21 protein-coding genes are annotated in these 22894 nt (G+C 69.1%); 6 read left to right on the top strand and 15 right to left on the bottom strand.

Annotated elements, in window-relative coordinates:
- Nucleotides 1-36 precede the first annotated feature (36 nt).
- The 4 genes from prs to EHO50_RS05960 form a co-directional block, all read right to left on the bottom strand.
- Nucleotides 37-981: a ribose-phosphate diphosphokinase gene (gene prs / locus EHO50_RS05975; protein ID WP_128428707.1), complete on the bottom strand. Its 945-nt coding sequence runs from the start codon at nucleotides 979-981 to the stop codon at nucleotides 37-39.
- A complete protein-coding gene (locus tag EHO50_RS05970; protein ID WP_128428706.1) occupies nucleotides 978-1649 on the bottom strand; it encodes an orotidine 5'-phosphate decarboxylase / HUMPS family protein in 672 nt (223 codons plus the stop codon). The genes prs and EHO50_RS05970 overlap by 4 nt, the downstream gene beginning before the upstream one ends.
- Nucleotides 1649-2302, bottom strand: a complete 654-nt coding sequence (locus EHO50_RS05965; protein WP_128428705.1) for a ribose-5-phosphate isomerase A — start codon at nucleotides 2300-2302, stop codon at nucleotides 1649-1651. Before EHO50_RS05965 ends, EHO50_RS05970 begins: the two co-directional genes overlap by 1 nt.
- A gap of 136 nt (nucleotides 2303-2438) precedes the next feature.
- Entirely contained in the window at nucleotides 2439-3401 is a 963-nt protein-coding gene (locus EHO50_RS05960; protein WP_128428704.1) for a nucleoside-diphosphate kinase, read from the bottom strand.
- 235 nt (nucleotides 3402-3636) lie between these two features.
- Between EHO50_RS05960 and EHO50_RS05955 the strand changes: the two genes are divergently transcribed.
- Nucleotides 3637-4077, top strand: a complete 441-nt coding sequence (locus EHO50_RS05955) for a hypothetical protein (protein WP_128428703.1) — start codon at nucleotides 3637-3639, stop codon at nucleotides 4075-4077.
- Nucleotides 4078-4086: 9 nt separating this feature from the next.
- Here EHO50_RS05955 and EHO50_RS05950 read toward each other — a convergent pair whose 3' ends face one another.
- Entirely contained in the window at nucleotides 4087-5079 is a 993-nt protein-coding gene (locus EHO50_RS05950; RefSeq protein ID WP_128428702.1) for a nucleoside hydrolase, read from the bottom strand.
- A gap of 236 nt (nucleotides 5080-5315) precedes the next feature.
- Between EHO50_RS05950 and EHO50_RS05945 the strand changes: the two genes are divergently transcribed.
- Nucleotides 5316-6308 carry a methyltransferase gene (locus EHO50_RS05945; protein ID WP_164904763.1) on the top strand — a complete coding sequence of 331 codons (993 nt, stop codon included), beginning with the start codon at nucleotides 5316-5318 and terminating at the stop codon, nucleotides 6306-6308.
- Nucleotides 6305-7522, top strand: coding sequence for a GNAT family N-acetyltransferase (locus EHO50_RS05940; RefSeq protein WP_128428700.1), 1218 nt, complete (start codon nucleotides 6305-6307; stop codon nucleotides 7520-7522). Before EHO50_RS05945 ends, EHO50_RS05940 begins: the two co-directional genes overlap by 4 nt.
- A 6-nt stretch (nucleotides 7523-7528) precedes the next feature.
- On the opposite strand, the gene EHO50_RS05935 is transcribed toward EHO50_RS05940, so the two are convergent.
- Nucleotides 7529-8830, bottom strand: coding sequence for an MFS transporter (locus EHO50_RS05935; protein WP_164904762.1), 1302 nt, complete (start codon nucleotides 8828-8830; stop codon nucleotides 7529-7531).
- 257 nt (nucleotides 8831-9087) lie between these two features.
- Here EHO50_RS05935 and EHO50_RS05930 point away from each other — a divergent pair, with 257 nt between their 5' ends.
- Genes EHO50_RS05930 through purB form a run of 3 tightly spaced genes read left to right on the top strand, consistent with a single transcriptional unit; the run spans nucleotide 9088 to nucleotide 12767 of the window.
- On the top strand, nucleotides 9088-9561 hold the full coding sequence (locus EHO50_RS05930) for an NUDIX domain-containing protein (protein ID WP_128428698.1): 474 nt from the start codon (nucleotides 9088-9090) through the stop codon (nucleotides 9559-9561).
- 46 nt (nucleotides 9562-9607) lie between these two features.
- Entirely contained in the window at nucleotides 9608-11443 is a 1836-nt protein-coding gene (locus EHO50_RS05925) for an AfsR/SARP family transcriptional regulator (protein WP_128428697.1), read from the top strand.
- Between the two features lie 16 nt (nucleotides 11444-11459).
- Nucleotides 11460-12767 (top strand): adenylosuccinate lyase, encoded by a 1308-nt coding sequence (gene purB, locus EHO50_RS05920; RefSeq protein ID WP_167517969.1) that lies wholly within the window; start codon nucleotides 11460-11462, stop codon nucleotides 12765-12767.
- 66 nt (nucleotides 12768-12833) lie between these two features.
- On the opposite strand, the gene EHO50_RS05915 is transcribed toward purB, so the two are convergent.
- The 9 genes from EHO50_RS05915 to EHO50_RS05880 form a co-directional block, all read right to left on the bottom strand.
- Complete coding sequence (locus EHO50_RS05915) at nucleotides 12834-14087, bottom strand: MFS transporter (protein ID WP_164904760.1); 1254 nt, start codon at nucleotides 14085-14087, stop codon at nucleotides 12834-12836.
- Nucleotides 14088-14089: 2 nt separating this feature from the next.
- A complete protein-coding gene (locus tag EHO50_RS43900; RefSeq protein ID WP_164904759.1) occupies nucleotides 14090-14392 on the bottom strand; it encodes a PqqD family protein in 303 nt (100 codons plus the stop codon).
- 5 nt (nucleotides 14393-14397) lie between these two features.
- Nucleotides 14398-15189 carry a hypothetical protein gene (locus EHO50_RS43895; RefSeq protein ID WP_164904758.1) on the bottom strand — a complete coding sequence of 264 codons (792 nt, stop codon included), beginning with the start codon at nucleotides 15187-15189 and terminating at the stop codon, nucleotides 14398-14400.
- Nucleotides 15190-15265: 76 nt separating this feature from the next.
- Entirely contained in the window at nucleotides 15266-16897 is a 1632-nt protein-coding gene (locus tag EHO50_RS05905) for a class I tRNA ligase family protein (protein ID WP_128428693.1), read from the bottom strand.
- Nucleotides 16890-17291 carry a cupin domain-containing protein gene (locus EHO50_RS05900; RefSeq protein ID WP_128428692.1) on the bottom strand — a complete coding sequence of 134 codons (402 nt, stop codon included), beginning with the start codon at nucleotides 17289-17291 and terminating at the stop codon, nucleotides 16890-16892. The genes EHO50_RS05905 and EHO50_RS05900 overlap by 8 nt, the downstream gene beginning before the upstream one ends.
- Complete coding sequence (locus EHO50_RS05895; RefSeq protein WP_128428691.1) at nucleotides 17288-18640, bottom strand: lysine N(6)-hydroxylase/L-ornithine N(5)-oxygenase family protein; 1353 nt, start codon at nucleotides 18638-18640, stop codon at nucleotides 17288-17290. Before EHO50_RS05895 ends, EHO50_RS05900 begins: the two co-directional genes overlap by 4 nt.
- Nucleotides 18637-19830, bottom strand: coding sequence for a saccharopine dehydrogenase family protein (locus EHO50_RS05890; RefSeq protein WP_128428690.1), 1194 nt, complete (start codon nucleotides 19828-19830; stop codon nucleotides 18637-18639). Before EHO50_RS05890 ends, EHO50_RS05895 begins: the two co-directional genes overlap by 4 nt.
- A gap of 2 nt (nucleotides 19831-19832) precedes the next feature.
- A complete protein-coding gene (locus tag EHO50_RS05885; protein ID WP_128428689.1) occupies nucleotides 19833-21236 on the bottom strand; it encodes a type I glutamate--ammonia ligase in 1404 nt (467 codons plus the stop codon).
- 91 nt (nucleotides 21237-21327) lie between these two features.
- Nucleotides 21328-22755, bottom strand: a complete 1428-nt coding sequence (locus EHO50_RS05880) for an amidase (RefSeq protein ID WP_128428688.1) — start codon at nucleotides 22753-22755, stop codon at nucleotides 21328-21330.
- Between the last annotated feature and the right edge of the window lie 139 nt (nucleotides 22756-22894).

Raw genomic sequence — 22894 nt, 5'->3', positions numbered from 1 at the left:
CGTGGTCTGCGACCGGACTTCCGACGTGCCCGCCGATCAGCGACGAGCCGAGCCGCCGGTGATCCGCGGCCATGCCCGGACCACCAGGTCCGCCGCGTCGAGGATGCGGTAGCGGCCGTCGAAGGGGTCGTTGCCGTGATGGGCCAGGTTGGTGGTGGTGAAGCTGGAGATCCCCAGGTTCTCCAGCATGTTCTTGCGGATGTCCGGGGTCGTGAAGTCGTACACCGTGAGGTAGTCGATGCGTGCCGCGCCCGCCGCGAAGAGCGACTCCGTGGCATGCGCCGCGGTCACGCCCGACCAGATCTCGTCGTCGAACAGCAGCACCGAGCGACCGTTGAGATCGGTACGGGCACCGGCCACCAGTTCGCTGGAGCCGCTGTCGTCGCGCCGCACCTTCATGAGCATGTCCAGCGTGCAGGAGCGCATGGTGGAGATCTGCATGCAGTCGTCGTATCGGCCGCGGTCGGGACTGACGACGACTTCCGGAGCGTGCAGCGGGATCGCGTCGCTCATGAGCTGCAGCGTCGGGATCCATGTGACGGGCTTGGAGAAGTAGCCCAGGGTTTCTCGGGCATGCAGGTCGAAGACGACGAACCGGTCGATCGGTGACTGCTCGAGCATGGAGATGACGACCTTGGACCCCAGGGGCAGACCCGGGCGGTTCAGTCGATTGCTCCGGCTGTACGGAACGTACTGCAGCACACACGTCAGCGATCGAACCCCGTGCCGCCGCAGGGCGTCGGCCAGGAGCAGCAGCTCCAGGATCGCGTCGGACGGACGGAAGGACGGGGCGAGCACGATGACCGCGGTCTCCGACACCTCCGCCGGCAGCGACACGATCATCTCGCCCGACTTGAACACGGTCCGTCCGTGATCGGTGACGGGCAGCCCGAGCTTGTCGCTCAGCGATGACGCGAACGTCTGATTCGCGTCCCCGGTGCCCGGTACGACGAAGAGGGAGTAGTCGTCCCCGGTACTCATTCGCTTACCCCGATCGCGGAGGAGGTGTGACGGTGCCGGGCTGCATCGAGGAGGGCCTGGATCTCGGCCTTCGGGTCGGACGAGTCGGTGATGCCACGTCCGACGATCAGGCGCTCTGCCGCCACGTCCGGGAATTCCCGCAGGCTGCGGGCGTTGATCCCGCCGGCCAGGGCCAGTTCGATATCGGGCAGGGCGGCGATCTCCGCCAGCTGCTGCCGAGGACCCGGGTCGGTCCACAGGAAGTCGTCGTCGATGCCACGGTGGGCGATGATTCGGTTCAGCCCCAGGTCGAGCACGGCACGCGCCCTGTTGACCCGGTCCTTCACCCCCATCAGGCTGACGAGGAGGTCCACACCGCGCGAACGGGCCTCTTTGTGCGCCGCGAGCAACACCCCGTCGCTGGCAGCCGCGCAGACGATGACGAGGTCCGCCCCGGCGTCCGCGGCCACCGCCACTTCGTCCCGCCCCATGTCCATGGTCTTCATGTCGGCGATGATCTCGGCGTCGGGATATCTGGACCGCAGCTCCGTGACGATGCCGAGCCCCACGGCCTTGACAAGCACGTGTCCGGCTTCGAGGCATCGAATCCCCGACTCCGTGGCCAAGGCAGCAGAGGCGAGAGCCTGCTCCTCCGTAAAGACGTCGATCGCGTACTGTATGTGGACCATCACACCCCGTTGGATTTGGTCACGATGACGTGGTGGGAGCCGTCTTCATGTCCGACGATGATCTGCTCGACGAACCCGACCGGGAAAATTCCGGTCATCACCACGCCTGGCTTCCCACATATTTCGCTGTCCCAATCGCCCGGTGCGTCGATGACTTCACCGGGGCTCATGGCGACGATGGTCAGTCCGTTGTCGTCAGTCTTGGTGTCGGATGATTCCGAGGTGTAGAGACCGCTGAAGTACGGCACGACGGCCACGGGAACCGGACCGACGAGCTTGTCGACCAGTTTGGACTCGTCGCAGATGAGGATGCGCCGCTCGGCGAGTTCCGCCAGCGTCTTCTCCCTGACGTGCGCGCCCCACGAGCCCTTGATGACGTCGCCGGTGGGCGCCACCTGGTCGGCGCCGTCGAGATAGAAGTCGTACGAGCTCTGTACCGGGACGAGTTTGAGGCCCGCGGCCAAAGCTCGGTCGGCGATGACTTCGGATGTCGGTGTGGCCACCAGACCTGGAATTGCGGCGAGTGCCGGAAGCGCTGCTTCGACGGTGGAACCCGTTCCCAGAGCCAGTCGTGAACCGGGCGGAATCAGGGCGGTCGCCGCTGCTCCTGCGGCCGATTTTCCACCTTGCCCTTGGTGAGGTGCTACTGACATAGATTTTCCCCCAAGTCGCAGATGTGGCTACCGTGTTGCTGCACGCGGAACTAGTGATCGCTGGGACGGAAGTAAACCGGGCGGGCACATGCTCTGCAAGCGTTTGATGGAATCAGCCGGCCCTTCGCGTCCTATCTCACGGCCGTTCCCATGCGATGGCGCCGAAGTTATCAATGACCTTTGAGGCGCCCGGAATGTCATCTTCCATGGTTTCGCTCACGGCGACCGCAAGATCCCAGGAATCCACCCGCACTTCGGCGTCCAGAAGTGCCGCGAAGAACTCCGGAACTCTCAGCACGCGGCCCGACTCGAGATCGTCGACCGCGCGCGTGAGCAGTTCCCGCGGCGCCGTCGGCACGCCCCCGTCGGACAGTCGCTGCGCGATCGCGCCGACCACCTGTTTGCGCGAGGCCTCCCGGTCGAAGGTTCGGCGGGGCCGTTCGTCGGAGTGCCTGATCTCCCCGAGCAGGCGGGCACCTCGCTCGGACAGGGTGCCCGAGACCATCGCGGTGGCCACGGCACGCCGCGTCGCCTGGCTGAAAAGAATCCCCAACTCACGGACGAAGTCCGCTGGTTCGTCGGCGGAGTGCACAAGGCTGAAGATACGGTTCGGCTGACCGACGGCCCGCCGGAGGCAGTCCTCGGTCTGGTTCTCCATCCTGGCGGGGCCCTTGAGCTCGCTCAGCCGTACGGTGGCGGGCAGGCCGCCGTCCGTGGTGCTGCGGAACAGCAACGCCCACGCTTCACCGTCGATGACCAGGTCGTTGACCAGCAGGCGGTCGAGTGAGGCCTGGGTCATCTGGTACACCCACATCGAGCGCCAGACGCTCCGGTTGAAGGTGACCGGGCGTATGTCGGCCAGCTCGAAGCCGTGTCGCGCGTAGAAGTCGACGACGGTGCTCGTGGCACCAAGGGCGCACCCGTCCGGCTTCACCACCACGAGCCCGTACCTGAGGACGGTGTCGACGGTGTGATCGCCCATCAGATCCTGCAGGTCGTGGAAGGCTTCCCGGAAGTAGGGCTCTTGGCTGTAGAGGGGCGGCTTCAGCGAGTTCCGGGTCAGCGGCGCGATCTCGGGATGAGGCGCCTGATGGCTCATCTACTCAACTCCTGTTGGGCTGTTGGATGGGCGGCATCCTACTGAGCGTCAGCAAGTCTTCACCTGGAGATCGCGCCGACGCGACTCGAAGTCCCAGAGCCTGCTTTGGGAGTCTCGGCTACTGTGGCCTTTCGATCAAGTGCCCGAGAGGAGCGGTGTCTTGGCGACATCCGACGCGAACCCATGCGAGTTCTGCCAATCTGCGACCGGACACGGGGATGAACGTGACTGGTTCATGCCGTTGACGCTCGACACATCCATCATCAAGCGGCTGGGGCAGGGGATTTGGGCGCAGATTCCGCCCGACCGCCCGGCTCACCTGGTCGTGGTGGCGACGGGGGGCGTCGGCATGGGGATAGCGGCCGCGTCGACCGCGTCGGACTCGCGACTGCGCTCCGTCACTGTCGTGAAGCGGGCCTTCGACTTCGACTCCCCGGCGCTCCGGGCCGCGCCGGGCGAAGCCGTGGTCGTGCTCGACAACTCGATGCACTCGGGCAGGTCCGTCGCCACGGTCATCAAGCACCTGCAGGCCCGGGACATCGCCGTCGAGAGCGTGATCACGATCTTCGACGGTGCCAACGACTGTGAGCGGCAGGCCCGCAAGCGCCTGGAGGACAACACCGGTGTCCCGGTCCTCGCGTGCGCTTCTTGGAACGACCGGCACACCTGGACCTGACCCCTGCGTTCACCGGGATGATGCTCCGGTCGGCGTGCCGTCGGCCGACATCCGGCGGGTGGCCGCGCCGATCGTCCGGGCCAGGATGTCGGACCGTGCACGCAGGGCGACTTCGACTCCGGGGGAGTCCCGTCCGGAGGCCCGCTTCATGACGGAGGTGCCGCGCCGGCCGCTCTCACTCGTGTCGACGTCCACCTCGCAGCGTTCCGAGGCCTGCAGTACGGGAGCGACCAAGTGGGCGGTGCACAGGGCGTCGTGGACGGTCGCGGTCGTAGCAGGGTCCGGTACCGAGCCGTCGGCCGCGCGGGTCGGCATGCGGCTGCGGATGATGTCGGCCGCCAGGGCGCCGACATGTCCCGAGCGTTCGATCGCCACACAGTCGGACTCCGTCAGCGGCGCACTGCGGGTGGCGTCCAGAGGGAACAGTACGACATCCGGGAGCCCGGCCCGCAGGACCACACGAGCGGCCTCCGGGTCGGCCCAGAAGTTGAAGTCGGCAGATGGGGTGACGTTTCCCTGACCACGGGCGCCGCCCATGACGACCAACCGGCGTAGTGAACGCGCCAGGTCGGGGCGGCGCAGGAGCGCCGACGCGACGTTGGTGAGGGGCCCGGTGGCCACGAGCACGGCATTGGCGGCCTGTTCGCCCGTGAAGGTGTCGATCAGAAAGTCCACTGCCGACACGTCCTCCGCGCGGCGGCTCGTCGGGGGCAGTCCGAGCCCTTCGCGGTCACGGCCCGGACGGTGCGGCCGGGCGAGGAATCCGTGCCCGAAGCGCTCGCGCGCCCCGAGCGGTGTCGCGCATCCGGCGAACACGGGAACCGGCCGGTCCACCGCGGAGAGCAGACGCAGCGCGTTGTCGGTGGTGACATCCACAGCCGCGTTGCCGCCGACCGTCGTGACCCCCCGCAGTTCCAGATCGGCATGGCCCAGTGCCACCAGGATGCCGATGGCGTCGTCGGTTCCAGGATCGGCGTCGATGACCACCGTGAGCGATGTCATGTTTGTCCTCGGGGTGCGTGACAAAGCAGGAGAGCGGGCACCTTCCAGGTGCCACAAGGGCGTTGACCGGCAAAGACTCCTCGACGCGATGACGCCCGGGAGTGGATGCTCAAAGTATCGGCGAAGATGATCCAAGGAACAGGTGGTTCATGCACAGCGCGTTGTTCTCCAGCGTCCAAGGACCTGCCCAGACAGCTCCTTTGGAACGGCTGGCCCGTGTTCTGGAGGACGTGGGCATGCCGGAGTTCTTGGCCGCGTTTCCCGACGGACAGCCGAGCATCTCCGACTGGGCGGCGGCAACGGCATCGCTCGCCGACGATGTGCGTCCCGTCCATGAATTCCTTCTGCTCGGACGAGCCGTCGACACCCGTATTCTCCCGCCTGAGCTGCAGGAGTGTTTCCCGCAGTTGAGCGAGGTCGGAATCCTCGACCATCAGGGCGGGAAAGCCCAGTTGATCGATGCGGTCCTCATGCGGCCGCTGGGCCTGTGGCTCTTTGCGGCACCGCCTTCTCCGTTCGAGACGGACCTGTATTTCGGGGCGGACTCCGTCCAGCTCGCTCGCCAACTCGACATCGTCCCCGGCTCGTTCGTGCTGGATCTGTGCTCCGGCACCGGTCTGCAGGGGCTGGCGGCCGCCAGCAGGGGTGCCACAGTGCACACCGTGGAGATCAACGCGGCGGCAGCCGCGGTCGCCGGGGTCAATGTCGCTCTGAACGGATTCGCCGACCGGATGAGCCGGTGGACGGGCGATCTGTTCGCCCCCCTGCCGGCGGAGGCGGTGTACGACCAGGTGATCGCCAACATCCCCTTCCTCCCGGGGGTGGCCAACGAACCCGACGGCTTCGCCGCGGGGCGCGCGATTCTGCGCCGACTGCCGTCGCGTCTGGCGCCCGACGGAACGGCGTGTCTGACCGCTCTGGTGCTGACGACGCCGGAAGGGCACGTCCTTCCGGGCGGCCTGCGGGAGTTCTGCGACCGGGCCGGGCGTGGCCTGGTCGCACGGCTCGGCGAGAGCTGGCCGGTCGAGGCCGAGTCGAGCCTCGTCCAGACGCTGGCCGACGAAGTCGCCGAGGACGAGGACGACTTCGCGGACCGTGTCGACGAGATCGTCCGGGGGTTCCGGCGTCGCGGCGTGGTCGAGGCGAGGACCGCCGTACTGCACATCGGGCCTGTCGGCGGCGCGGGCGCCATCAGCTTCGTCGACTCGGTGACCGAGGGGAGAGCATGACCTGGGTACCGCCGCAGTCTCGGCCATGGGTGGTCAAGGACGTCGGGCCGGCCTCCGAGGTCGACGCGACCGACTGGACGGCGATGTCCGCCGGGCACTCCCTCTACTCGAGCGCGGACTGGATTCGCCATGCCGACCTCATGACGAACGGCCGTTGCGGGCACCTGGTGCTGTACGAGAACGACCGCCCGGTCTCAGCACTGCCCACCTACGCCTTCGAGCGGAAGCGCCCCTTCTACTACGACCTGGAGGCGGTCCTGGGTCTCGCGGGGGCCGCACCTGCCGGGGCGACGTCCTGCGTGGCCGGTACCCGGCTGGGATACACGAGTGAGTTCCTCACCGGCCGACTGACCGACCCCGATCGGAGGTCCATGGCGGCCCGCGCCCTGCTGGACGCCTTCAGGACGCGGTGCCGAGAGCGGGGTGAGGCCGGTGCCATGCTGTATGTCACGGACGACAGCCTCGACCTGGTCCTCGCTGAACTCGACCCCGAGGACCGTGTGGTGCTTCTCGACGGTGCCGTGGATCTGGCCGTGCCGGCCGGTGGGCTCGACGGCTACCGGGCCGTGGTGGGCAAGAGCCGCTGGAAGCAGTTCCGCCGCGAGATGCGCCGGTTCGAGAACGAGGGGTGCGAACTGCGGATCCTGCCCATGGGCACACACCTGGAGGAGATGGGCGCTCTCGCCCTCCAGGTCTCGCTGCGCTACGGGCACGACATGACGCTCCAGGCCGAGATCGACAAACTCAAGGACCAGGCCGAGCGGCTCAGCGACTGCATCGTGATGGCGGCCTTCCGCGCAGGCAAGATGGTCGGTTTCACGCAGTTCTTCCTGAGCGGCAGGACCATGTTCGCGCGTGGTCACGGAGTGGCCGAGGAATACGGACGAGCAGCGTCCATCTACTTCAACCTCACGTACTACGCGGCGATCCGATGGGCGGCGGCGCACGGTTACGAGCGGATCGACCTCGGCCCTGACTCCTTCGACGCGAAGGTCATCCGAGGGGGTCGGCTGCACGCCCGGTGGGCGTTGGTGGTCGCACCGCGGTGGTCGGACGACGTGGTGCGCTCCGTCCAGGAGAAGGAGTGGGAGCTGCTGAGGCACTTCCGGTCGGTCGACGAGCGGGTTGTCACCTCCACCGTGCGTGCGGTGGCGAAGCGCGAGGGGTGGGAAGCGCTCCTCGACGAGGCGCCGCCCCCGGCGACCACGCCGTGACGGGTCTCAGCTGATCCGCCCGGTCGCCTCCGCCGGTACGGGTGAAGTACGCGGCGGTGTGCGCTCGGCCCACGCCACAGCACGCGGCGCGCCCAGACCGGCGACCAGCAGTACGCCGGCCACGATCGCCCAGCCACCGACGCCGTTGTTGATGAGGAAGACGCCGGTGACGACCGGGACCACGGCGTTGGAGATCTGCTGCCCGGTGCCGAACACGCCCTGGTACCGGCCATGGGCGTGCTCGGGGGCCAGCGCGTACGACAGCGCCCAGCCACCGGCCGACGAGGTGAGTTCGCCGATGACGTGAGCGACGCAGCCGACCAGGACCAGCGCCGCCGCCGGCCACGCCGTGTCCGGCGATCCCGCCACGGCCCACAGTAGACATGCCGCCGCCAGCGCCACCCCCGAGATGCGCAGCGCCCGGCCCGCGCCCGCCGTCGTCTCGGAGGAGCGGCTGAGCGGAATCTGGAACAGGACGACGGCCAGGGTGTTGAGGACGATGGCGACCGAGTAGATCCAGGGCGGAACGCTGGTCGCCTGGCTGATCCACAGGGGCAGCGCGACCGTCAGGAGGCCGTCGTTGATCGCCAGCAGGGCGCTGATGACGGTGACCATCAGAAAGGGCCGGTCCTTGAGTGCCCCGGTCGCCGAGTCGTCGGATCGTTCCTGCGGGGCGGCGGGCTCCGTGTCCGCCGGGGCTGACGCGTTCTGATCCGTACCGGACGTGGCGACGGGGGACGTGAGCGTCTGGTAGCGCCGTAGGCGGTCGAAGAACCAGGCCGACAGCAGCAGACCGATCGCGGCGACGGCGAAGAGCGACCGGTAGAGGTCCGCGGACCCCACCCCGACCGCGACGCCGCCGATGCCCACGCCGACGGATATACCGACGTTGCTCGTCACGCGCGTGGTGGCCCGGGTCCGTACCCGTTGTTCGGGCGGCACGATCGTGGGGAGCATGGCTGCTCCGGTGACCGATGCGGAGGCGACCGCGATGGCCTGAAAGGCCGTCACCAGGAGGTAGGAGAGCAGATTGTGGACCACGATGAAGCCCAGGACCGCGCCGGCCTGAAGGGCCGTCATGAGTACGGTCAGCCTCAACGGATTCCAGCGGTCCGCGGCATGCCCGACCGGTGTCGACACCACGATGCCCAGTACGGCGGCCAGGGTCAGCCCGGAACCCACCTGGACGGCGGTGAGGCCGGCCACGCGCAGCATGTAGAAAGTCGTGGTCGCTATCAGGACACCCTGACCGACGGAATCGGCCGCCACCGCGCCGACGAGTGTTCTGCGAACTCCGGGACGCAGCATCAGTTTCAGCCGATGTGGGACATCGCCGAACCCACGCATGGACATACCCCCCTGTCCGACATGCCGGATGAATGAATCGCCGGCTCGGTCGACGTACTTGCATGAGACGTACTTGCACGAGACGTACTTGTACAAACGGTGTCATCGCCGAAAACATGATCTTGCCGGTAATTCGCTGACCCACGATACTAGTTGGGTGTCACGGGGGCTGCGGCACACCGTCGCGATGAGGTCGGCAGGGATCGACATGGGGGAGCGTGAATGTGACGAACCGTAAAAAGGTGTCCGTGGGCGGGATCTCGTTCGACGAAAAAGGCCGAATCCTACTGGTGAATCCGAGTTACAAAGCACGGTGGGATCTGCCCGGCGGAATCCTGGAGGCCGGCGAGGACCCCGTCACCGGGCTGCGCCGCGAAATTCGTGAGGAACTCGGCGTCGACTGCCGCGTCGGAGAACTGCGTGCCGTGGACTACGGCGCCTCCGACTGGGAGGGAGCCGAGATCGTGATGATGACCTTCTTCGTGGAACTGGACGCACGTACACCACGGGACTTCGATTTCACCGACGGTGAGATCACCGAGGTCGCCTACCACGATCCTGTGACGGCCCTCACGATGGTGACACCCCGTATGACCGACCGATTGCGGGTCGCGCTGCGCATGGTGCCCGAGGGCGAGCACGGCATCCTGGTGCGCCGCCCCCTCCCGACCGGGGAGCCGGCCCATCGGTGAGTGAAGGTCACGATCCGGACGTCTCTTCGGGGGAGGGAACCGCGTAGTGCCGACACGCGCGATCATCGAACTGCTCGGTGTTTTCCGGCTGACGGACGAGGACGGCGACGTTGTCCCGGTGCCCCAGGCTCAACAGCGCATCGTGCTGGCCATGCTCGCGTCGGCCGAGGAACAGGGGGTGGCCTCGGACGGCCTGCTCAGCGCCCTGTGGCCGGAGGAACTGCCGCGCTCCGCGCGCAAGACGCTCCACGGCTACATCGCCCGGCTGCGACGCCTCCTCGGGGCGGACTCGATCCTGACGCGCCCCGGCGGGTATGTCCTGAACCTGGAACGCTACGAGGTCGACGTCCGGCTCGCCCGGGCACGCATCGACGCGGGTCGGCGCTCGGCCGACCCCGACGAGCGGCTGCGGCTGTTCACCCGGGCGTTGGACCTGTTCCGCGGAGAGCCCCTGGGGGACGTGCCGTCGGAGGCCCTCCACCAGGCGCACGCCCATGTGCTGGGCGATCTGCGGCTGTTGGCCCTGGAGTACTGGGCGCGGGAGCAGATCCGTGCCGACCCGGCCGCGGCGGTCGGGCCACTGCGGGAGGCCTCGGCGGAGCGGCCCCATCAGGAGTCGCTCTGGGCCCTGTTCGTCGAGGCCCTGACGGCTTCGGGACGTAGGGCGGAAGCACTGGACTGTTATCGCCGTGCCCGCCGCCTGCTGCTCGACGACCTCGGCATCGAACCGGGGCCCGCCTTGCGTCAGGCCCAGGAGAACGCGCTGGCCGCACACCCGGAACCGCGGTCCGGGGCCGAGGAGGGCCCCGTCGGCCCCGAAACGCTCATCACCGCGTCACTGACCCGCCGCCGCGCCGAGGGGGCGGCGATCGCTGTCGTCGGTCCGCCGGGAATCGGCAAGAGCTGGGCCGCGAACGCGGTGGTGCACGGGGTCCGCCGGTCGAGTGCCGCCGAGCGGCCACCCGTGACGGTCCACGCCCGGAACGCCGAACAGGACGACCGGAGTGCGCAGGAGATCGCCGTACGCGTTCTGGGCGCCTGGGGGGTCGAGCCCAGTGGGGAACCGCTGGGCGACCTCAGGGCCGAGTGGGCGCGATCCCCGGCGCTGGTCGTGCTCGACGACGTGACGCACCCGGCCCAGTACGAGGGGATGCTGCCGGTGCCGCCGGGCGGCGGGCTGATCGTCTGCACGACCATGTCCCGGCCGGCCGGGCGGCGGTTGGAGGTGCTCGAGCTCCGTCCCTACCCGCTGGAGCAGGTCCTCGATCTGCTCATCCGGGCCCGCGCCCAGCCGTCGACGGGGCTTGCCGAGTCCGCGGTGCGGGTGTTCGACGCGGTGCTGGAGGGCTTGCCGGCGGCCGTCCATGCCTTGGCCGAGCGGATCACCGACGAGCCGGACCTGACGTGGGACGAGATCGTCGAGCGACTGCGGGACCCCAGGCGCCGGCTCGACCTGTTGACTTCGCGCTCCATCGACGTACGAGCGCGGCTGCGCGGGCCCTATGGGCGCCTGCGGGACTCCGCGCGCCGAGCGTTCCGGCTCCTGGGGTGGCTCGACGCCCACTCGTTCACCGACACGGTGGCATCGGCGGCCCTGGACCTGCCCGGGAGTGAGACCCGCGGGTTGCTCGCCGAACTGGCCCGCTCCGGGCTGGTGCGCGCGGACTACCGGGGCAACGAACGGCGGTACCGGATACCCCAGTTGGCCCGGTCGCTGGCACGCGAGATCAGCGACTACACCGACGACCGGACACTGCGCGACGCAGCAGTGCGGCGTGCCTTGCGGGCGTGGCAGTCGAACCCCTTCGCGCTGCCCGCACCGCCGACGGCCTCGCAACCGTGGGGGGAGTCGAGAGGCACTCGTCCCCTCATGCTCCCCTGAACCAAGGAGGAAGTACGTGATCGACCGTTATGTACGCCCTGAGATGTCCCGGATCTGGACGGAGGAGGCCACTTTCGCCCGCTGGGTCGCGATCGAGTCGCTGGTCGCGCGGGTACAGGCCGAGCACGGCATCATTCCCGCCGAGGCCGCCGAGACGATCGCGGCCACGCCCGGGCCGGACATCTCGGACGTACGAGAGGCCGAGCGCACGCGCGACCACGAGGTCCTCTCCTTCCTGGCCGCATGGACCAAGGCGATGCCGGACGAGAGCGCGCGCTGGGTGCATCACGGGCTGACGAGCTACGACCTCGTCGACACCGGACTCGGACTGGCCATGCGCGACGCCGTCGACCTCGTCCTGGACGCCGCCCGCGAGCTGTACCGGGTACTGGCGCGACGGGCGCTGGAGCACTGGGACACGATCTGCGTGGGACGAACCCACGGCATTCACGCCGAGCCGATCAGATTCGGCCACAAGCTCGCCACGCTCGCGTTCGCCGTGGACCGTTCCCTCACGCGTCTTTCAGCCGTACGTGAATCCGTGGCCGTCGGTACGATCTCGGGTGCGGTCGGTACGTACGCCACCACCACACCGGCGGTGGAGGCCGAGGTGCTCGCCGGGCTGGGGCTGACGGCCGAACCCGCCCCCACACAGGTCGTCTGCCGGGACCGGCACGCGGAACTCGTCGCGGCCCTCGCGGTCCTGGGAGCGAGCGTCGAGCAGCTGGCGCTCGAAATGAGGCTGCTGCAGCGCACCGAGGTCGCCGAGGTCGAGGAACCACGGACCTCCGCCTACCAGGGGTCGAGCGCGATGCCCCACAAACGGAATCCGACCACCAGCGAACGGCTCTGCGGCCTGGCGCGGCTGCTGCGGGCGAACGTCGGTGCGGCGCTGGAGGACGTGGCGCTGTGGCACGAGCGGGACCTCGCGCACTCCTCGGTCGAGCGGGTGGTCCTGCCCGACTCCTGCAACCTCGCGTACTACCAGGTCACCGCGGCAACCGAGCTGGTGGACGGCCTCGTGGTGAACACCGACCGGATGGCCGAGAACCTAGGCGCCACGCGGGGCCGCATCTTCAGCGCGCAGGCCTATCTGCAGATGACGCGGAACGGGGTCGAGCGAGAGCACGCCTACCGCACGGTGCAGCAGGCGTCACTGCGCAGCCTGCAGCAGGGGACGCAGTTCGCCGACGAACTCGGCAAGGACGGGATCGCCTTCGACGAGAGCGCGCTCGACCCGAAGGTCTTCCTGCAGGACGAGGATGTGGTGCGTACGCGGCTGCACGAGCGACTGCGAGAGCATGGCACGGTGACGCGGCCCTGAGCTCGGATCACCGGACGACGACGGGCCGGGGCGGCAATCACGGCCGCCCCGGCCCCCGCCGGTCCGTCACACTCTGCCGCTCTGGCCGCGGGGATCGTCCACGGAACGGCTCGACGCTCTGATCGCGTCGGCCGCGTGCCGGGTGGCCGCCGGGACGAGGGCACCCGCCCCCAGGAGCAGGGCGCCCAGCACAACCCAGCCCGCCGGCCCCAGCCCGAGGCACAGGCCCGTGACGACAGGCGGCGCGGCCGCCGAGCCGAGGCCCACACCCACCGCGTACGCGCCCTGGTACTGCCCGTGACGCTCGTCCCGGGCCAGACCGTACGACAGGGAATACTCGCCCGCCGCGAAGCACATCTCGGACCAGGTGAGGAAGGACAGACCGGACAGCAGCAGGGCGATGGTGACGAAGTCGGCCGTGTACGCGGCCGAGAAGAAGAAGACCAGCGCGACCACGGCCAACGGCGCGGTACGCCGCATCGCTCGCGCGCCGGCGCCCACGTCCTCCGTCCCCGCGGAGACCCGGCGCTGGAACGCGACGACGATCACGCTGCTCATGATGAACACGGCGGAGACGATCCACCGGGGCGCGTCGGTGCGTTCCGTGATCCACAGCGGCAGCAGAACCGTTTGCACCGCGTCGAACAGCACGAGCACCCCGGACAGCCCGCTGACCACCATGAAGGGCCGGTCGCGCAGCGCACCGGCCGAGGCGTGCTCGGTCTTCGGGACGGCGGACGGACGCGGGGACAGGCTGGCGACCAGGACGCACGCGACGAGACACGCGGCCACCTCGACCGCGACGGCGACCATGTACCAGCTCCGGTCGTCCGCCTGAAGGACGAGGCCGCCGAAGACGGGGCCGATGGTCATCACCAGGTTCTGCATCGAATAGACCCGCGCCCGGAAATCGAGCTTCGAGTCCCCGGCGACGGCGGCGACCAGGGCCCCCGAGACGGCGGCCTGTCCGCCCCGGCCTATGGAGATCAGGGTGATGGCGAGGAGGAACGTGGGCACCGAGTCGACCAGCGCGAGGGTCGCCGAGGCACAGGCCGCGAATCCGAAGACCGCAGCGCCCACGTTCCGGGTGCCGTGGCGGTCGGCGAGCCCACCGATGTACGGCCCCGCGACCAGCCCGACGACGGTGGCGACCGTGAGGCCGACCGACACCGTGAACGCGGGGATGTCGGCGATCCTGACGAAGAACAGCACCTGCAACGGCGCCCAGAACCCGGATCCGAAGAACCGGGCCATGAGCGCCGCCAGCAGGCGCGCCCGCTCGCCGCGCGTGGGCTCGAGGGCGGCTGCGGAATCCGGCATCGTCATCCGTGCCTGGGCTGTGCGGACGAATCCCACACGACGAGCTGGTGGCCGGACAGTTCGTCGAGGAGGGCCCGCACGTCTTCCAGAGCGGTCTCCACATCGATCGCGTACTCGGTGCTGACGGCCTGCGCGATTCCGTCGACGTCGGTGGTGCCGTCGATCTGGTTCCAGATGAAGACGGCCGTGGGCGACAGCTCCAGGGCGTGCTCGTAGCCGATGGCGAGGTGCCGGCCACGGTGCTTCCTCAGTCGGACGTTCAGCGGAATCCGCGGAACCGGCGCGCTGTCGTTCTGCTCGGTCATGGGTGTCACACCTCCAGCTCGGACGAGATCTTTCGGCACAGCCCGATGGTGTCCTCCACCCAGGCGCCGGGATTCCCGCTGTCGAAGTTCGCCATGGTCTCCGTCGCCCAGTACGTCTCGAATGTCAGGACCTTGGAGTTGATCAACGTCATGCGCCGCGCCCGCCATTTGGGCCACAGACTGCCGAACTGGCCCTCCTGCGCCTGGAGGGCGTCGACGATGTGGTTGAAGGCGAGGCGAGCCGCGATGACGGCGCTGTGCACGTCACCGGCCGCCAGCTGTCCCGCCGCGTCCTCCACCAGCCCGTCGGACTCCCGCAGCGAGATGCCGACCAGGATGACCCGGTGCGCGGAGTCACGCAGGCGCTGCTGCACGTCGGACAGCCAGCCACCGTCGTCGGCCGCGGCGGCGTAGGGCAGCCGCTCGAGCATGCCGAGTTCCGTCCTGCTCAGCGTGGACCAGGGGGAGTCCGGGCTGTTGTAGGCCTCCCAGGTGACCTTGGCGAGCAGCTGGTCGACCTGGCTCTGCGTCCAGTACTCGATGTCCCACCTGCGGCCGTTCACGTAGACGCGCTCGTACGTCAGGACGTTCGGTTCGAGGGAGACGTGCCCCGTTTCCGCGATCGAGGACTCGCGCAGCGACCCGGTGATGACGTGCACGTCCACGTCACTGGTCTCGTTGCCCCAGCCGCGGACCATGGAACCGCTGGCGAAGACTCCTGCCGTGTCCGCAGGCAGGAGGCCCCGGGTGCGCAGTTCGGGAACGATCGCGGTGAGGTCGAGTGTCTGATCACTCATGCAGTAAGCCTCCAGGACGAGTTGAGGACGGCACGGGTCCGGGCCGCGCCGGACGGTCTGGTTCGGTACGGGCCGGTCAGGACGTACGGCCCTGCTCCGCGAGGGCGTCGAGGTCGGCCGCCGAGACGGCCGGGAGATCGAAGGGGTCCACGGGGTGTTCCTCGGCTCCCGGCTCGTGGTCGAGACCGGGCGGGAGCCCTTCTGCGGCCGTGCGCCAGACTCCGACGGCCCAGCCGGGCATCAGGGGAAGGGCGAGCAGCGCCAGGACCTGCCGCGCGAAACGCGGATGCCCCTCCAAAGCGCCCTCACAGAGCAGCGATCCCCAGTCCAGCAGCGCCTCGGCCGCCGCGGGCAGGTCCACGCTCGGCAGTGTGAAAGCCGCCCGCTGTCGCCTCAGGTGGGCCACGGCCGCGTCCAGGAACTGCGGTGCGGCCTCGGGCTCCACGCCGCCGCCGATCTGCGACTGCCGCAGCGCGCCGAGCAGAGTGGCGCAGTCGTCGCCCGACTGTGCCGCGGCCTTCTCGGGCACGAAGTCCGACTCCTCGTGGCTGGGCGAGACCCGGGCCAGCATGAGCCGCAGTGCGTCCGGCGACAGCCCGTGCGCGAGCGCGTCGTTGACCCGGATGACGTGCTTGCGCGACGTGGAGAACTTCTCGCCGCGCAGCAGCATGAACCGGTTGACCACGATGTGGTCGAACGGCGCGAAATCCACCGTGGGGTCGACCAGGGCCTGCAGCGAGATCCAGCCGAAGGCGCTGTCCAGGCCGCCCACGGCGACGGTGGTCACTCCGCTCCCGGAGCTGAAGGGGTCGACCCCGGTCCGCTCGCGCTGACGTGCGCCGAGCACCCTGGTGGATCCGTACTTGCCCATCACATAGCTGGAGAACACCGACTCCGGGTGTGGCGCGGGCGTCAGCCGCGTGCTCCACGGAAGCCCCCACCACGACGGGTGACTGAGCCGCAGGGTGTCGCCGAAGACCTCGGGATAGTCCCGCACGAGATGGGCGAACTCGGGTTCCAGGACCTCCCGCATGGCCTCGGCGTTCATCTCCGCGGCCGTGCGCACGAAGACGGAGCTGACACCTCCGCGCTCGGCCGGGCCGGATGTCCCGTCGGGTACCCACGCCGACGTCATCCGCTCAGGGTGCATCCAACGCCCGCACTGTTCACAGACGTTGCCCGACTGCGGAACCTCGCAGTACGTGCACTGACCGGAGAGGAAGGCGCCGGTCGCCGCCGGAGGCGCCGGCGGGATCCCGAGGAACAACTGCTCCTCCCGCACGGTGAGCCGGCCGGCGTCCCCCAGAGCGGACGCGAGCCGGTGGCATGCCTCGGCGGCTTCCCCGCGCACCGGCTCCTGGCAGGGGTTGACGAAGTCGTCCTGCCGGATCCGCATGGACCGCAGTGCCTGTGCGGCGCGGTCGGTGAAGTGGGTGGCGATCGAAGCGGCCGTCTCTGGAGCCGAGTTCGCCGCGGCCGCGTAGGTCACGCTGCTCTCGAAGGCGTCCGATCCGGTGGCACAGGCCACCCGCGCGCCGTACATCCCCATGCACCTGGCCGCCGCGTCGGAACGCAGGTAGGGCCCGCCGAGATGGCCCAGGTGCAGTTCACCGTTGGGGGTGAGATAGCCGGCGAAGAAGAAGTACGAGGGCTTCACGGGCTGATCCGTCCGGATCCGGTCCAGAGCCCTGCTCACGGAATCAAGCACGCTGCGTCCTTCCTGAGTCGGTTGCCGTGGAGGCTTGTGCGGTGGGCGGCCACCAGACGCTGAACAAGGTCATCGGTACCGAGCCGGTGTTGTGCAGCCGGTGCCTCACCTGGCTGGGCATGAGGACGACGTCACCGGGGCCGACAGGGGTTTCCTCCTCCTCCCGCCAGACGGATCCGGTTCCCGAGGCCACCATCCAGGCCTCCAGCACCTCGTGCTGGTCCCAGTTGCTCCACAGACCGGGGTCGAGGCGCCATCGGGACGCCTTGAACGGAGCCGACGGGCGGTGGTCGATCTCCGGGAAGCAGAATCCCTCCACCGGCCCGCTCGGCGTGACCTTGAGCTGCTCGACCGGCAGCACACCAGTGAGATCCGGCTCCTGTGCCGTGCTCATTCAGCGCTCCTTCGGGGTTCTCGTGCCCAGTCCTGGGTGTCCTCGCTGCCGGATGAGTGAGGCGACGCGCCCGCGCGGCGGTCCGGAGGCAGATGCGGCTCCAGCAGCCGCTTGCCGAGGTCGGCGGCGACCGCCACCGCGATCGTGGCGGAACGCCAGGCCAGCAGGCTGAGGTTGGGGTCGGCGACGCCGCGCGCGTGCCGGGCTCCGTTCTGTACGAAGATCCTGCTCGACGCCGAACCGTCCCACTCGACCGAGAAGTCCGGGCGCAGGTTCGGGCGGCCGTCGTCCAGGGAGATCAGGGGCAGGAGCGGCCGCACGGCCTCGGGCAGGGCTTGTTCGTACCCCGTGGCCAGTACGACGAAGTCGGCGCGGACGGTGCGCTGTTCGTCGGTGAGCCGGTCCCGCACGGTGAGATCGGTGCCACGGGGGCCCGCGGTTTCCAGGCCGATCAGCTCGGTCGCGGCACTGGTCCGTACCCTCGGTCCCTCCCGATAGCCGTTACGGACGTCGTACATCCGTCGGTAGATCCGTTCGAGCAGGTAGTCCGAGACGCCGTCGCTGGCCAATTGCTGGTCGGCGAGCAACCGCATGCGCACGCCGGCCGGACGGTGGAAGAACTCCTCGCTCGCCTCCGGCGTGAAGATGTCCTCGACGAACGGACTCTCGTCCAGCGGCAGGAAGTTGTTCCTGCGGGTGACCCATTCGACGGCCACGTCCGGCGCCAGGGTCTCTTGCAGGTGCGCGACCACCTCGGCGCCGCTCTGGCCGCCACCGACGACCACGACGGTCGTGGCGTCCGCCGGTATGGAGTGGTGCAGGAAGTCGGCGGAGTGGATGACACCGGGCAGGCCGCGGCCCTGGGCGCACGCAGGGACCTTCGGTACGACCCCGGTACCGATGCTGAGGTGCTGCGCTCGGTAGGCTCCGTCCGTGGTGGTCACCTCGAAGGCGCCGTCCCAGCGCACGTCGAGGACCTCGGAACCGAATCTGACGCTGGGCAGCCGCCTGGCGACCCAGGAGCAGTACGCCTCGAACTCCCGCCGGGAGACCCGTTGCCGCCGCGTGTTCAGCAGCGTGTAGAGCTCACCTCGGCTCACGGCGTACGCGAGGACCGAGTGAGGGTTGGTGGGATCGACGGGTGTGACGAGGTCTTTGAGGAAGTGAACCTGCATTTCGGCGTCCGGAAGCATCATCCCGGCATGCCACTGAAAGCTCTCTTTGGCTTCGAAGAAAACATCGTCGGAGGAGTTCTCCGATGTGTCGAGCAGTGCGGCCAGGCTGAGATTCGCAGGCCCCACGCCGATTCCGATCAGCCGGTGCGTGATCAGGTCGTCCCCCCGTGTCATGTCGGCTCACCTTCGATGAATCGATCACGTATGTGAGCGCCGTGGCGCTCGAGCGCGGTGAAGAGCACCTCCATCGTGGATGTGTCGAAGATTTCTTCCGGACGGCGCCAGCCTCCCGGGTGTCCCGCCACCAGGCCGGCCGCGACGACCGCTGGTACCGCCGTCATGCAGGCCATGCCGGAGTCCAACGGAGTCTCGTCGTCACGGCACCAGATGTTGATGCGACGGGTCACCTCCCTGCCTCCGGCGACCCCGTGCGCGGTCAGTTGAAGATGGGTGACCTCGCGTTCGTGGGACCCGCGTTGCAGCTTCCGCCCGACGATCTCATCGGTGACGCGGCGGGGCGTGAGCTTCGTTCCCGCCACCTCGATGTCGTCCTCGTCGAGCAGTCCGCCCGCACGCAGGAGCGCGACGGCGGAGACGAAGCCCGGCCAGCGAACCGAGCGCTGTTCGACATCGGCGCCGTCGAGACCGGGTAACTCGCACAACCAGGGCACCATTCCGTCGTGGTACGACTCGAGGGAGGGCAGCCCGGGAAGGGAAGCCGGCCGAACGGCGGAGAACCTCTCCAGCGTGCGTCTGCGCCCGGAGTCGAGGGCGAAGGCGGGACGCTGTGTGAACGGCAGCGTCGTGCCGCCGAACAACAGCCGGTAGGGAAAGCCGTCCGGGGGCTGTGTCGTGAGCCCGCCGCACAGGGTCTCGACGGCGTGCACCCGGTCGAGCCCACGCACCGCATGGCCGAGCAGGATCTCGGTGAGGCCGGGTTCCAGCCCCACCGGGAGCACGGCCGGTCCGGTGCGCTCACGCACCACTTCCGGGACATACGGCTCGGGACTGACCGGTGGGCGGGTGATGCTCACCACGCCGAGACCGCTGTGACGGGTTTCGGCGAGGAACTGTTCCGTCTGGGGCCAGTGCAGGGCGAGCAGCGCGACGTCGCAGCTGCCGAGACCGTCCTGCCAGGAAGTGCCTGCCGTCACGGGCACACCGTGACGAGCCAACTCGTCGGCCACCGCCCGGGCCCTGCCTTGGTCCACGTCCACCAGGTGAAGGTGGGCCAGAGGCAGTTCCGCCACTGCCACGGCAGCCGCGGCTCTGCCCATCATGCCCAGTCCGACGACCATCAGGCGCAGGGCGTCGTCTCTCCCTTCCGCGGGGCCGTCCGTCTTCGCGTCAGGTGACTGAGTCATCGTCAGTACACCATCAGGTATTCGCTGTTCTCCCACTCCGTGACGCCGGCCGTTTCCTGGCTGCGGTCAGCGGCCCACTTGGTGTAGCGCTCCCACTCGCTGGACTTCAGGGCCACGAAGTTCTTCAGCAGGGTCTCGCCGAGGAGTTCGGACACGAGCGTGCTCTGCCGTACGGCGGTGAGCGCCTCGCCCAGGTCGACCGGGAGAGGGGCCGCCGCGGCGTCGTGCGGGTGGAGCGTGGGCGCGGTGGCCCTGCCCTGCTCGACTCCCGCGAGTCCCGCCGCGATCTGGGACGCGAGGTAGAGATAGGGGTTCGCGGCGGGTTCGCCGATCCGGTTCTCCACGTGCGACGCCGTGTCGTGCGGGCCACCCAGCACTCGGATCATGGCACCACGGTTCTCGTGACTCCACACGAGCCGGTCCGGCGAGAGGGAGTTCACAGGATCCAGCCGGCGGTAGCCGTTGACCGTAGGTATCGCGAGAGCGGTGGTCTCGGCACCGTGCTCGATGAGCCCGGTGACATAGGCCAGCCCGAGGTCGGAGAGGACCTGCGTGGAGTCCGACACGAACAGGTTGTCGCCCGCGGCGTCGGCCAGCGACTGGTGGAGATGCCAACCGCTCGGGTCGGCTCCGGCGAAGCCGGGGACGGCCATGAACGAGGCCAGGTGCCCGCTGCGCAGGGTGGCCTGCTTGAGCGCGGATCGGGCCAGGAGAACGCCGTCGGCGGCTTCGAGCGCGCTCAGCGGGTCGAAGGTGAACTCGATCTGCCCCGGGCCGGACTCGTGCTCCATCGTGCGCAAGGGCAGCCGGAGGTCCTCCGCCAGGTGCCGACCGAGTGGCGCGAGCAACGGGAGCAGGTCCGTGATCAGCAGATCCGAGTTGAACTGGTACCCCCCGTTGACCGTCTCGACCCTCGGCGCCCGGCCCTGGACGCCGAAGCCGCCGATGCCGCCGCGGTCCAGGGGATCCACGAGACGCAGCAGGTACCACTCGAGCTCGAGCCCGATGACGGGGTACAGCTCCTTCTGCGCGGCGCGGGCCAGCAGCCGCTTGAGGACTCCTCGCGAGGAGAGCGGGTGCGGATCGCCGGACCTGGTGTACTCGTCGCCCAGCATCACCGCGGTGCGTATCCCGTCGACCTGGCTCACCCGCAGGGTCAGTGGGTCGGGGACGACGACGAAGTCTCCCGCTCCGGTGAGCTCCTGGAACCCCAGCCCGGCGCCGGCTGCGAAGATGTCGTTGGGCAGGGCGTGGCCACTGTCGAAGATCAAGGGGCCCGGACTCATGTCGAGCCCGTTCAGGAGCGCGCCGCGGAAGGTCTGCGGGGTCAGCACCTTCGTACGCAGCAGCCCGTGCGGATCGGCGAACCCGACGCGGACGAAGTCGAAGTCGGCCTTGGCAGCCAACAGCCTTTCTGCCTCGTCCTTTTGACGGTCCGTCCACTGCGCGTGGCGTGCGACGAATCCGGGTCGGCCGGTGGAGGGGATGCGAGAACCGTCAATGGCCAAAGCTTGCTCCAACCTCGGGTGTCTGTGGGGGAAGCGACGCGAACTGGTCCGCAGCGGCTCCGTGCACCTCGGAGGCGATGCGCAGGGCTTTGCGATCCCGGTGTCGTCCTGCCGCGATCTGCAGTCCGATCGGCAGCCCGGTGGCCGAGCGGCCCACGGGGACCGTCACGGCCGGCTGGCCGGACAGATTGAACGTGTAGGTGTTCGGCGTCCAGGCGAGCCACTGCGTCGAGCCGCGCGCCAGGTACTCGGCGGGGGCCGGCAGGCCGGAGTCGAACGGCAGCACCGGTACGGTCGGGGTGACGAGGACGTCGAACGTGTCGAGCAGTGCGTCGTAGGCTACGCAGAGGCGAGCGCGTTCCTCGATGGCCGCGGCGAGATCGATGCCGCTCAGGCCGCGCCCCCAGCGCACCACCTCCCGGTGCACCGGGTGCAGCCGGTCGTCGTCCTGCGGGGCGGCCGAACGCGCCTCCGCGGTGGCGAGGATCGTCGCGAGCGAACCGTAGCCGTCGGGGGCGGGCGGATCGATCTCCTCGACGAGGTGACCGCGGGCCGCGAGCCGCTCGACCGCCGTGCGGCACACCGTGGCCACGGCGGGATCGGGGGACGGCGTTCCCAGCGTCGTGGCCCAGGCGATCCGAAGGGGCTCGCCGTCGTCGGCGACGTCCGCGGCTCCGAAGGCAGGCACTCCCAGGCTCGCCGGATCGGCGGAGTCGGGGCCCGCCATGACACGCAGCAGAGCGGCGGCGTCAGCCACGGTGTTCGCCAGGGTCCCGATGTGCGAGAGCCCTTCCGAACTCAGTGGCGCATAGGGGACGAGCCCGTATGTCGGCTTGTACCCCACCACTCCGCAGAACGAGGCGGGTATCCGCACGGAACCCGCGCCGTCCGTGCCCGTTGCCGCGAGGCCGAACCCCGTCGCAACCGCCGCGGCGGCACCGCCACTTGAGCCGCCCGCAGTCAAGTGGCCGTTCCAGGGGTTGGTCGTCGGCGGCCTCGTTCCGTTGAGACCCGCTCCGCACCATCCGCCAGTGGGGGACGTGGTGGAGCCGAGGACGAGAGCACCGGCGTCGCGGAGCCGGCGTACCGCCGGCGCGTCCTGCTGCGCGATGCCGGCCGGCCCGTCGCTGCCCCGGCTGTAGGGCAGACCGGCAACGGCAGTCAGTTCCTTCACGGTCAGTGGTAACCCGAGCAATGGCCTTGTGCGCCATGCCCTTTCGCCCTCCTGCGCGATGACCCGGTCCGCCTCCGCGGCCTCCCGCCGCACCTCGTCGATCCGTGTATGGCGCACGGCATTGAGGGCTTCTACGGCCGCCAGCCGGGACAGAGCCGAATCGACCGCCTCCTCGACGGTCGATTCGCCCGAGGTGAGTGCTGTCCGCAGACTGCTGAAGCTTCTGGTGCCCTGGGTATGCATGGCTCCTCGGTCTGCGTGGTGAACTGCGGGCTGGGGACCCGTCACATGAGAGCGGTCGAACGATCGGGCTGTCGGCAGCAGCGGTCCCTCATCCCCCCAAGATCGTCGGCCCCGACGCGAGCAAAATTGCTACGCGCGT

It is taken from the genome of Streptomyces cyaneus, from assembly GCF_004028635.1.
Lineage (GTDB): Bacteria > Actinomycetota > Actinomycetes > Streptomycetales > Streptomycetaceae > Streptomyces > Streptomyces cyaneus.
Note: the sequence above shows the minus strand (reverse complement) of the source record. Positions and strands in the feature narration are given on the sequence as shown.

Bases quoted from the DNA above. Each gene is read 5' to 3' on its own strand.
- prs (WP_128428707.1), bottom strand. From the start codon at position 981: ATGAGTACCGGGGACGACTACTCCCTCTTCGTCGTACCGGGCACCGGG.
- EHO50_RS05970 (WP_128428706.1), bottom strand. From the start codon at position 1,649: ATGGTCCACATACAGTACGCGATCGACGTCTTTACGGAGGAGCAGGCT.
- EHO50_RS05965 (WP_128428705.1), bottom strand. From the start codon at position 2,302: ATGTCAGTAGCACCTCACCAAGGGCAAGGTGGAAAATCGGCCGCAGGA.
- EHO50_RS05960 (WP_128428704.1), bottom strand. From the start codon at position 3,401: ATGAGCCATCAGGCGCCTCATCCCGAGATCGCGCCGCTGACCCGGAAC.
- EHO50_RS05955 (WP_128428703.1), top strand. From the start codon at position 3,637: ATGCCGTTGACGCTCGACACATCCATCATCAAGCGGCTGGGGCAGGGG.
- EHO50_RS05950 (WP_128428702.1), bottom strand. From the start codon at position 5,079: ATGACATCGCTCACGGTGGTCATCGACGCCGATCCTGGAACCGACGAC.
- EHO50_RS05945 (WP_164904763.1), top strand. From the start codon at position 5,316: ATGCCGGAGTTCTTGGCCGCGTTTCCCGACGGACAGCCGAGCATCTCC.
- EHO50_RS05940 (WP_128428700.1), top strand. From the start codon at position 6,305: ATGACCTGGGTACCGCCGCAGTCTCGGCCATGGGTGGTCAAGGACGTC.
- EHO50_RS05935 (WP_164904762.1), bottom strand. From the start codon at position 8,830: ATGCTGCGTCCCGGAGTTCGCAGAACACTCGTCGGCGCGGTGGCGGCC.
- EHO50_RS05915 (WP_164904760.1), bottom strand. From the start codon at position 14,087: ATGCCGGATTCCGCAGCCGCCCTCGAGCCCACGCGCGGCGAGCGGGCG.
- EHO50_RS43900 (WP_164904759.1), bottom strand. From the start codon at position 14,392: ATGACCGAGCAGAACGACAGCGCGCCGGTTCCGCGGATTCCGCTGAAC.
- EHO50_RS43895 (WP_164904758.1), bottom strand. From the start codon at position 15,189: ATGAGTGATCAGACACTCGACCTCACCGCGATCGTTCCCGAACTGCGC.
- EHO50_RS05900 (WP_128428692.1), bottom strand. From the start codon at position 17,291: ATGAGCACGGCACAGGAGCCGGATCTCACTGGTGTGCTGCCGGTCGAG.
- EHO50_RS05895 (WP_128428691.1), bottom strand. From the start codon at position 18,640: ATGACACGGGGGGACGACCTGATCACGCACCGGCTGATCGGAATCGGC.
- EHO50_RS05890 (WP_128428690.1), bottom strand. From the start codon at position 19,830: ATGACTCAGTCACCTGACGCGAAGACGGACGGCCCCGCGGAAGGGAGA.
- EHO50_RS05880 (WP_128428688.1), bottom strand. From the start codon at position 22,755: ATGCATACCCAGGGCACCAGAAGCTTCAGCAGTCTGCGGACAGCACTC.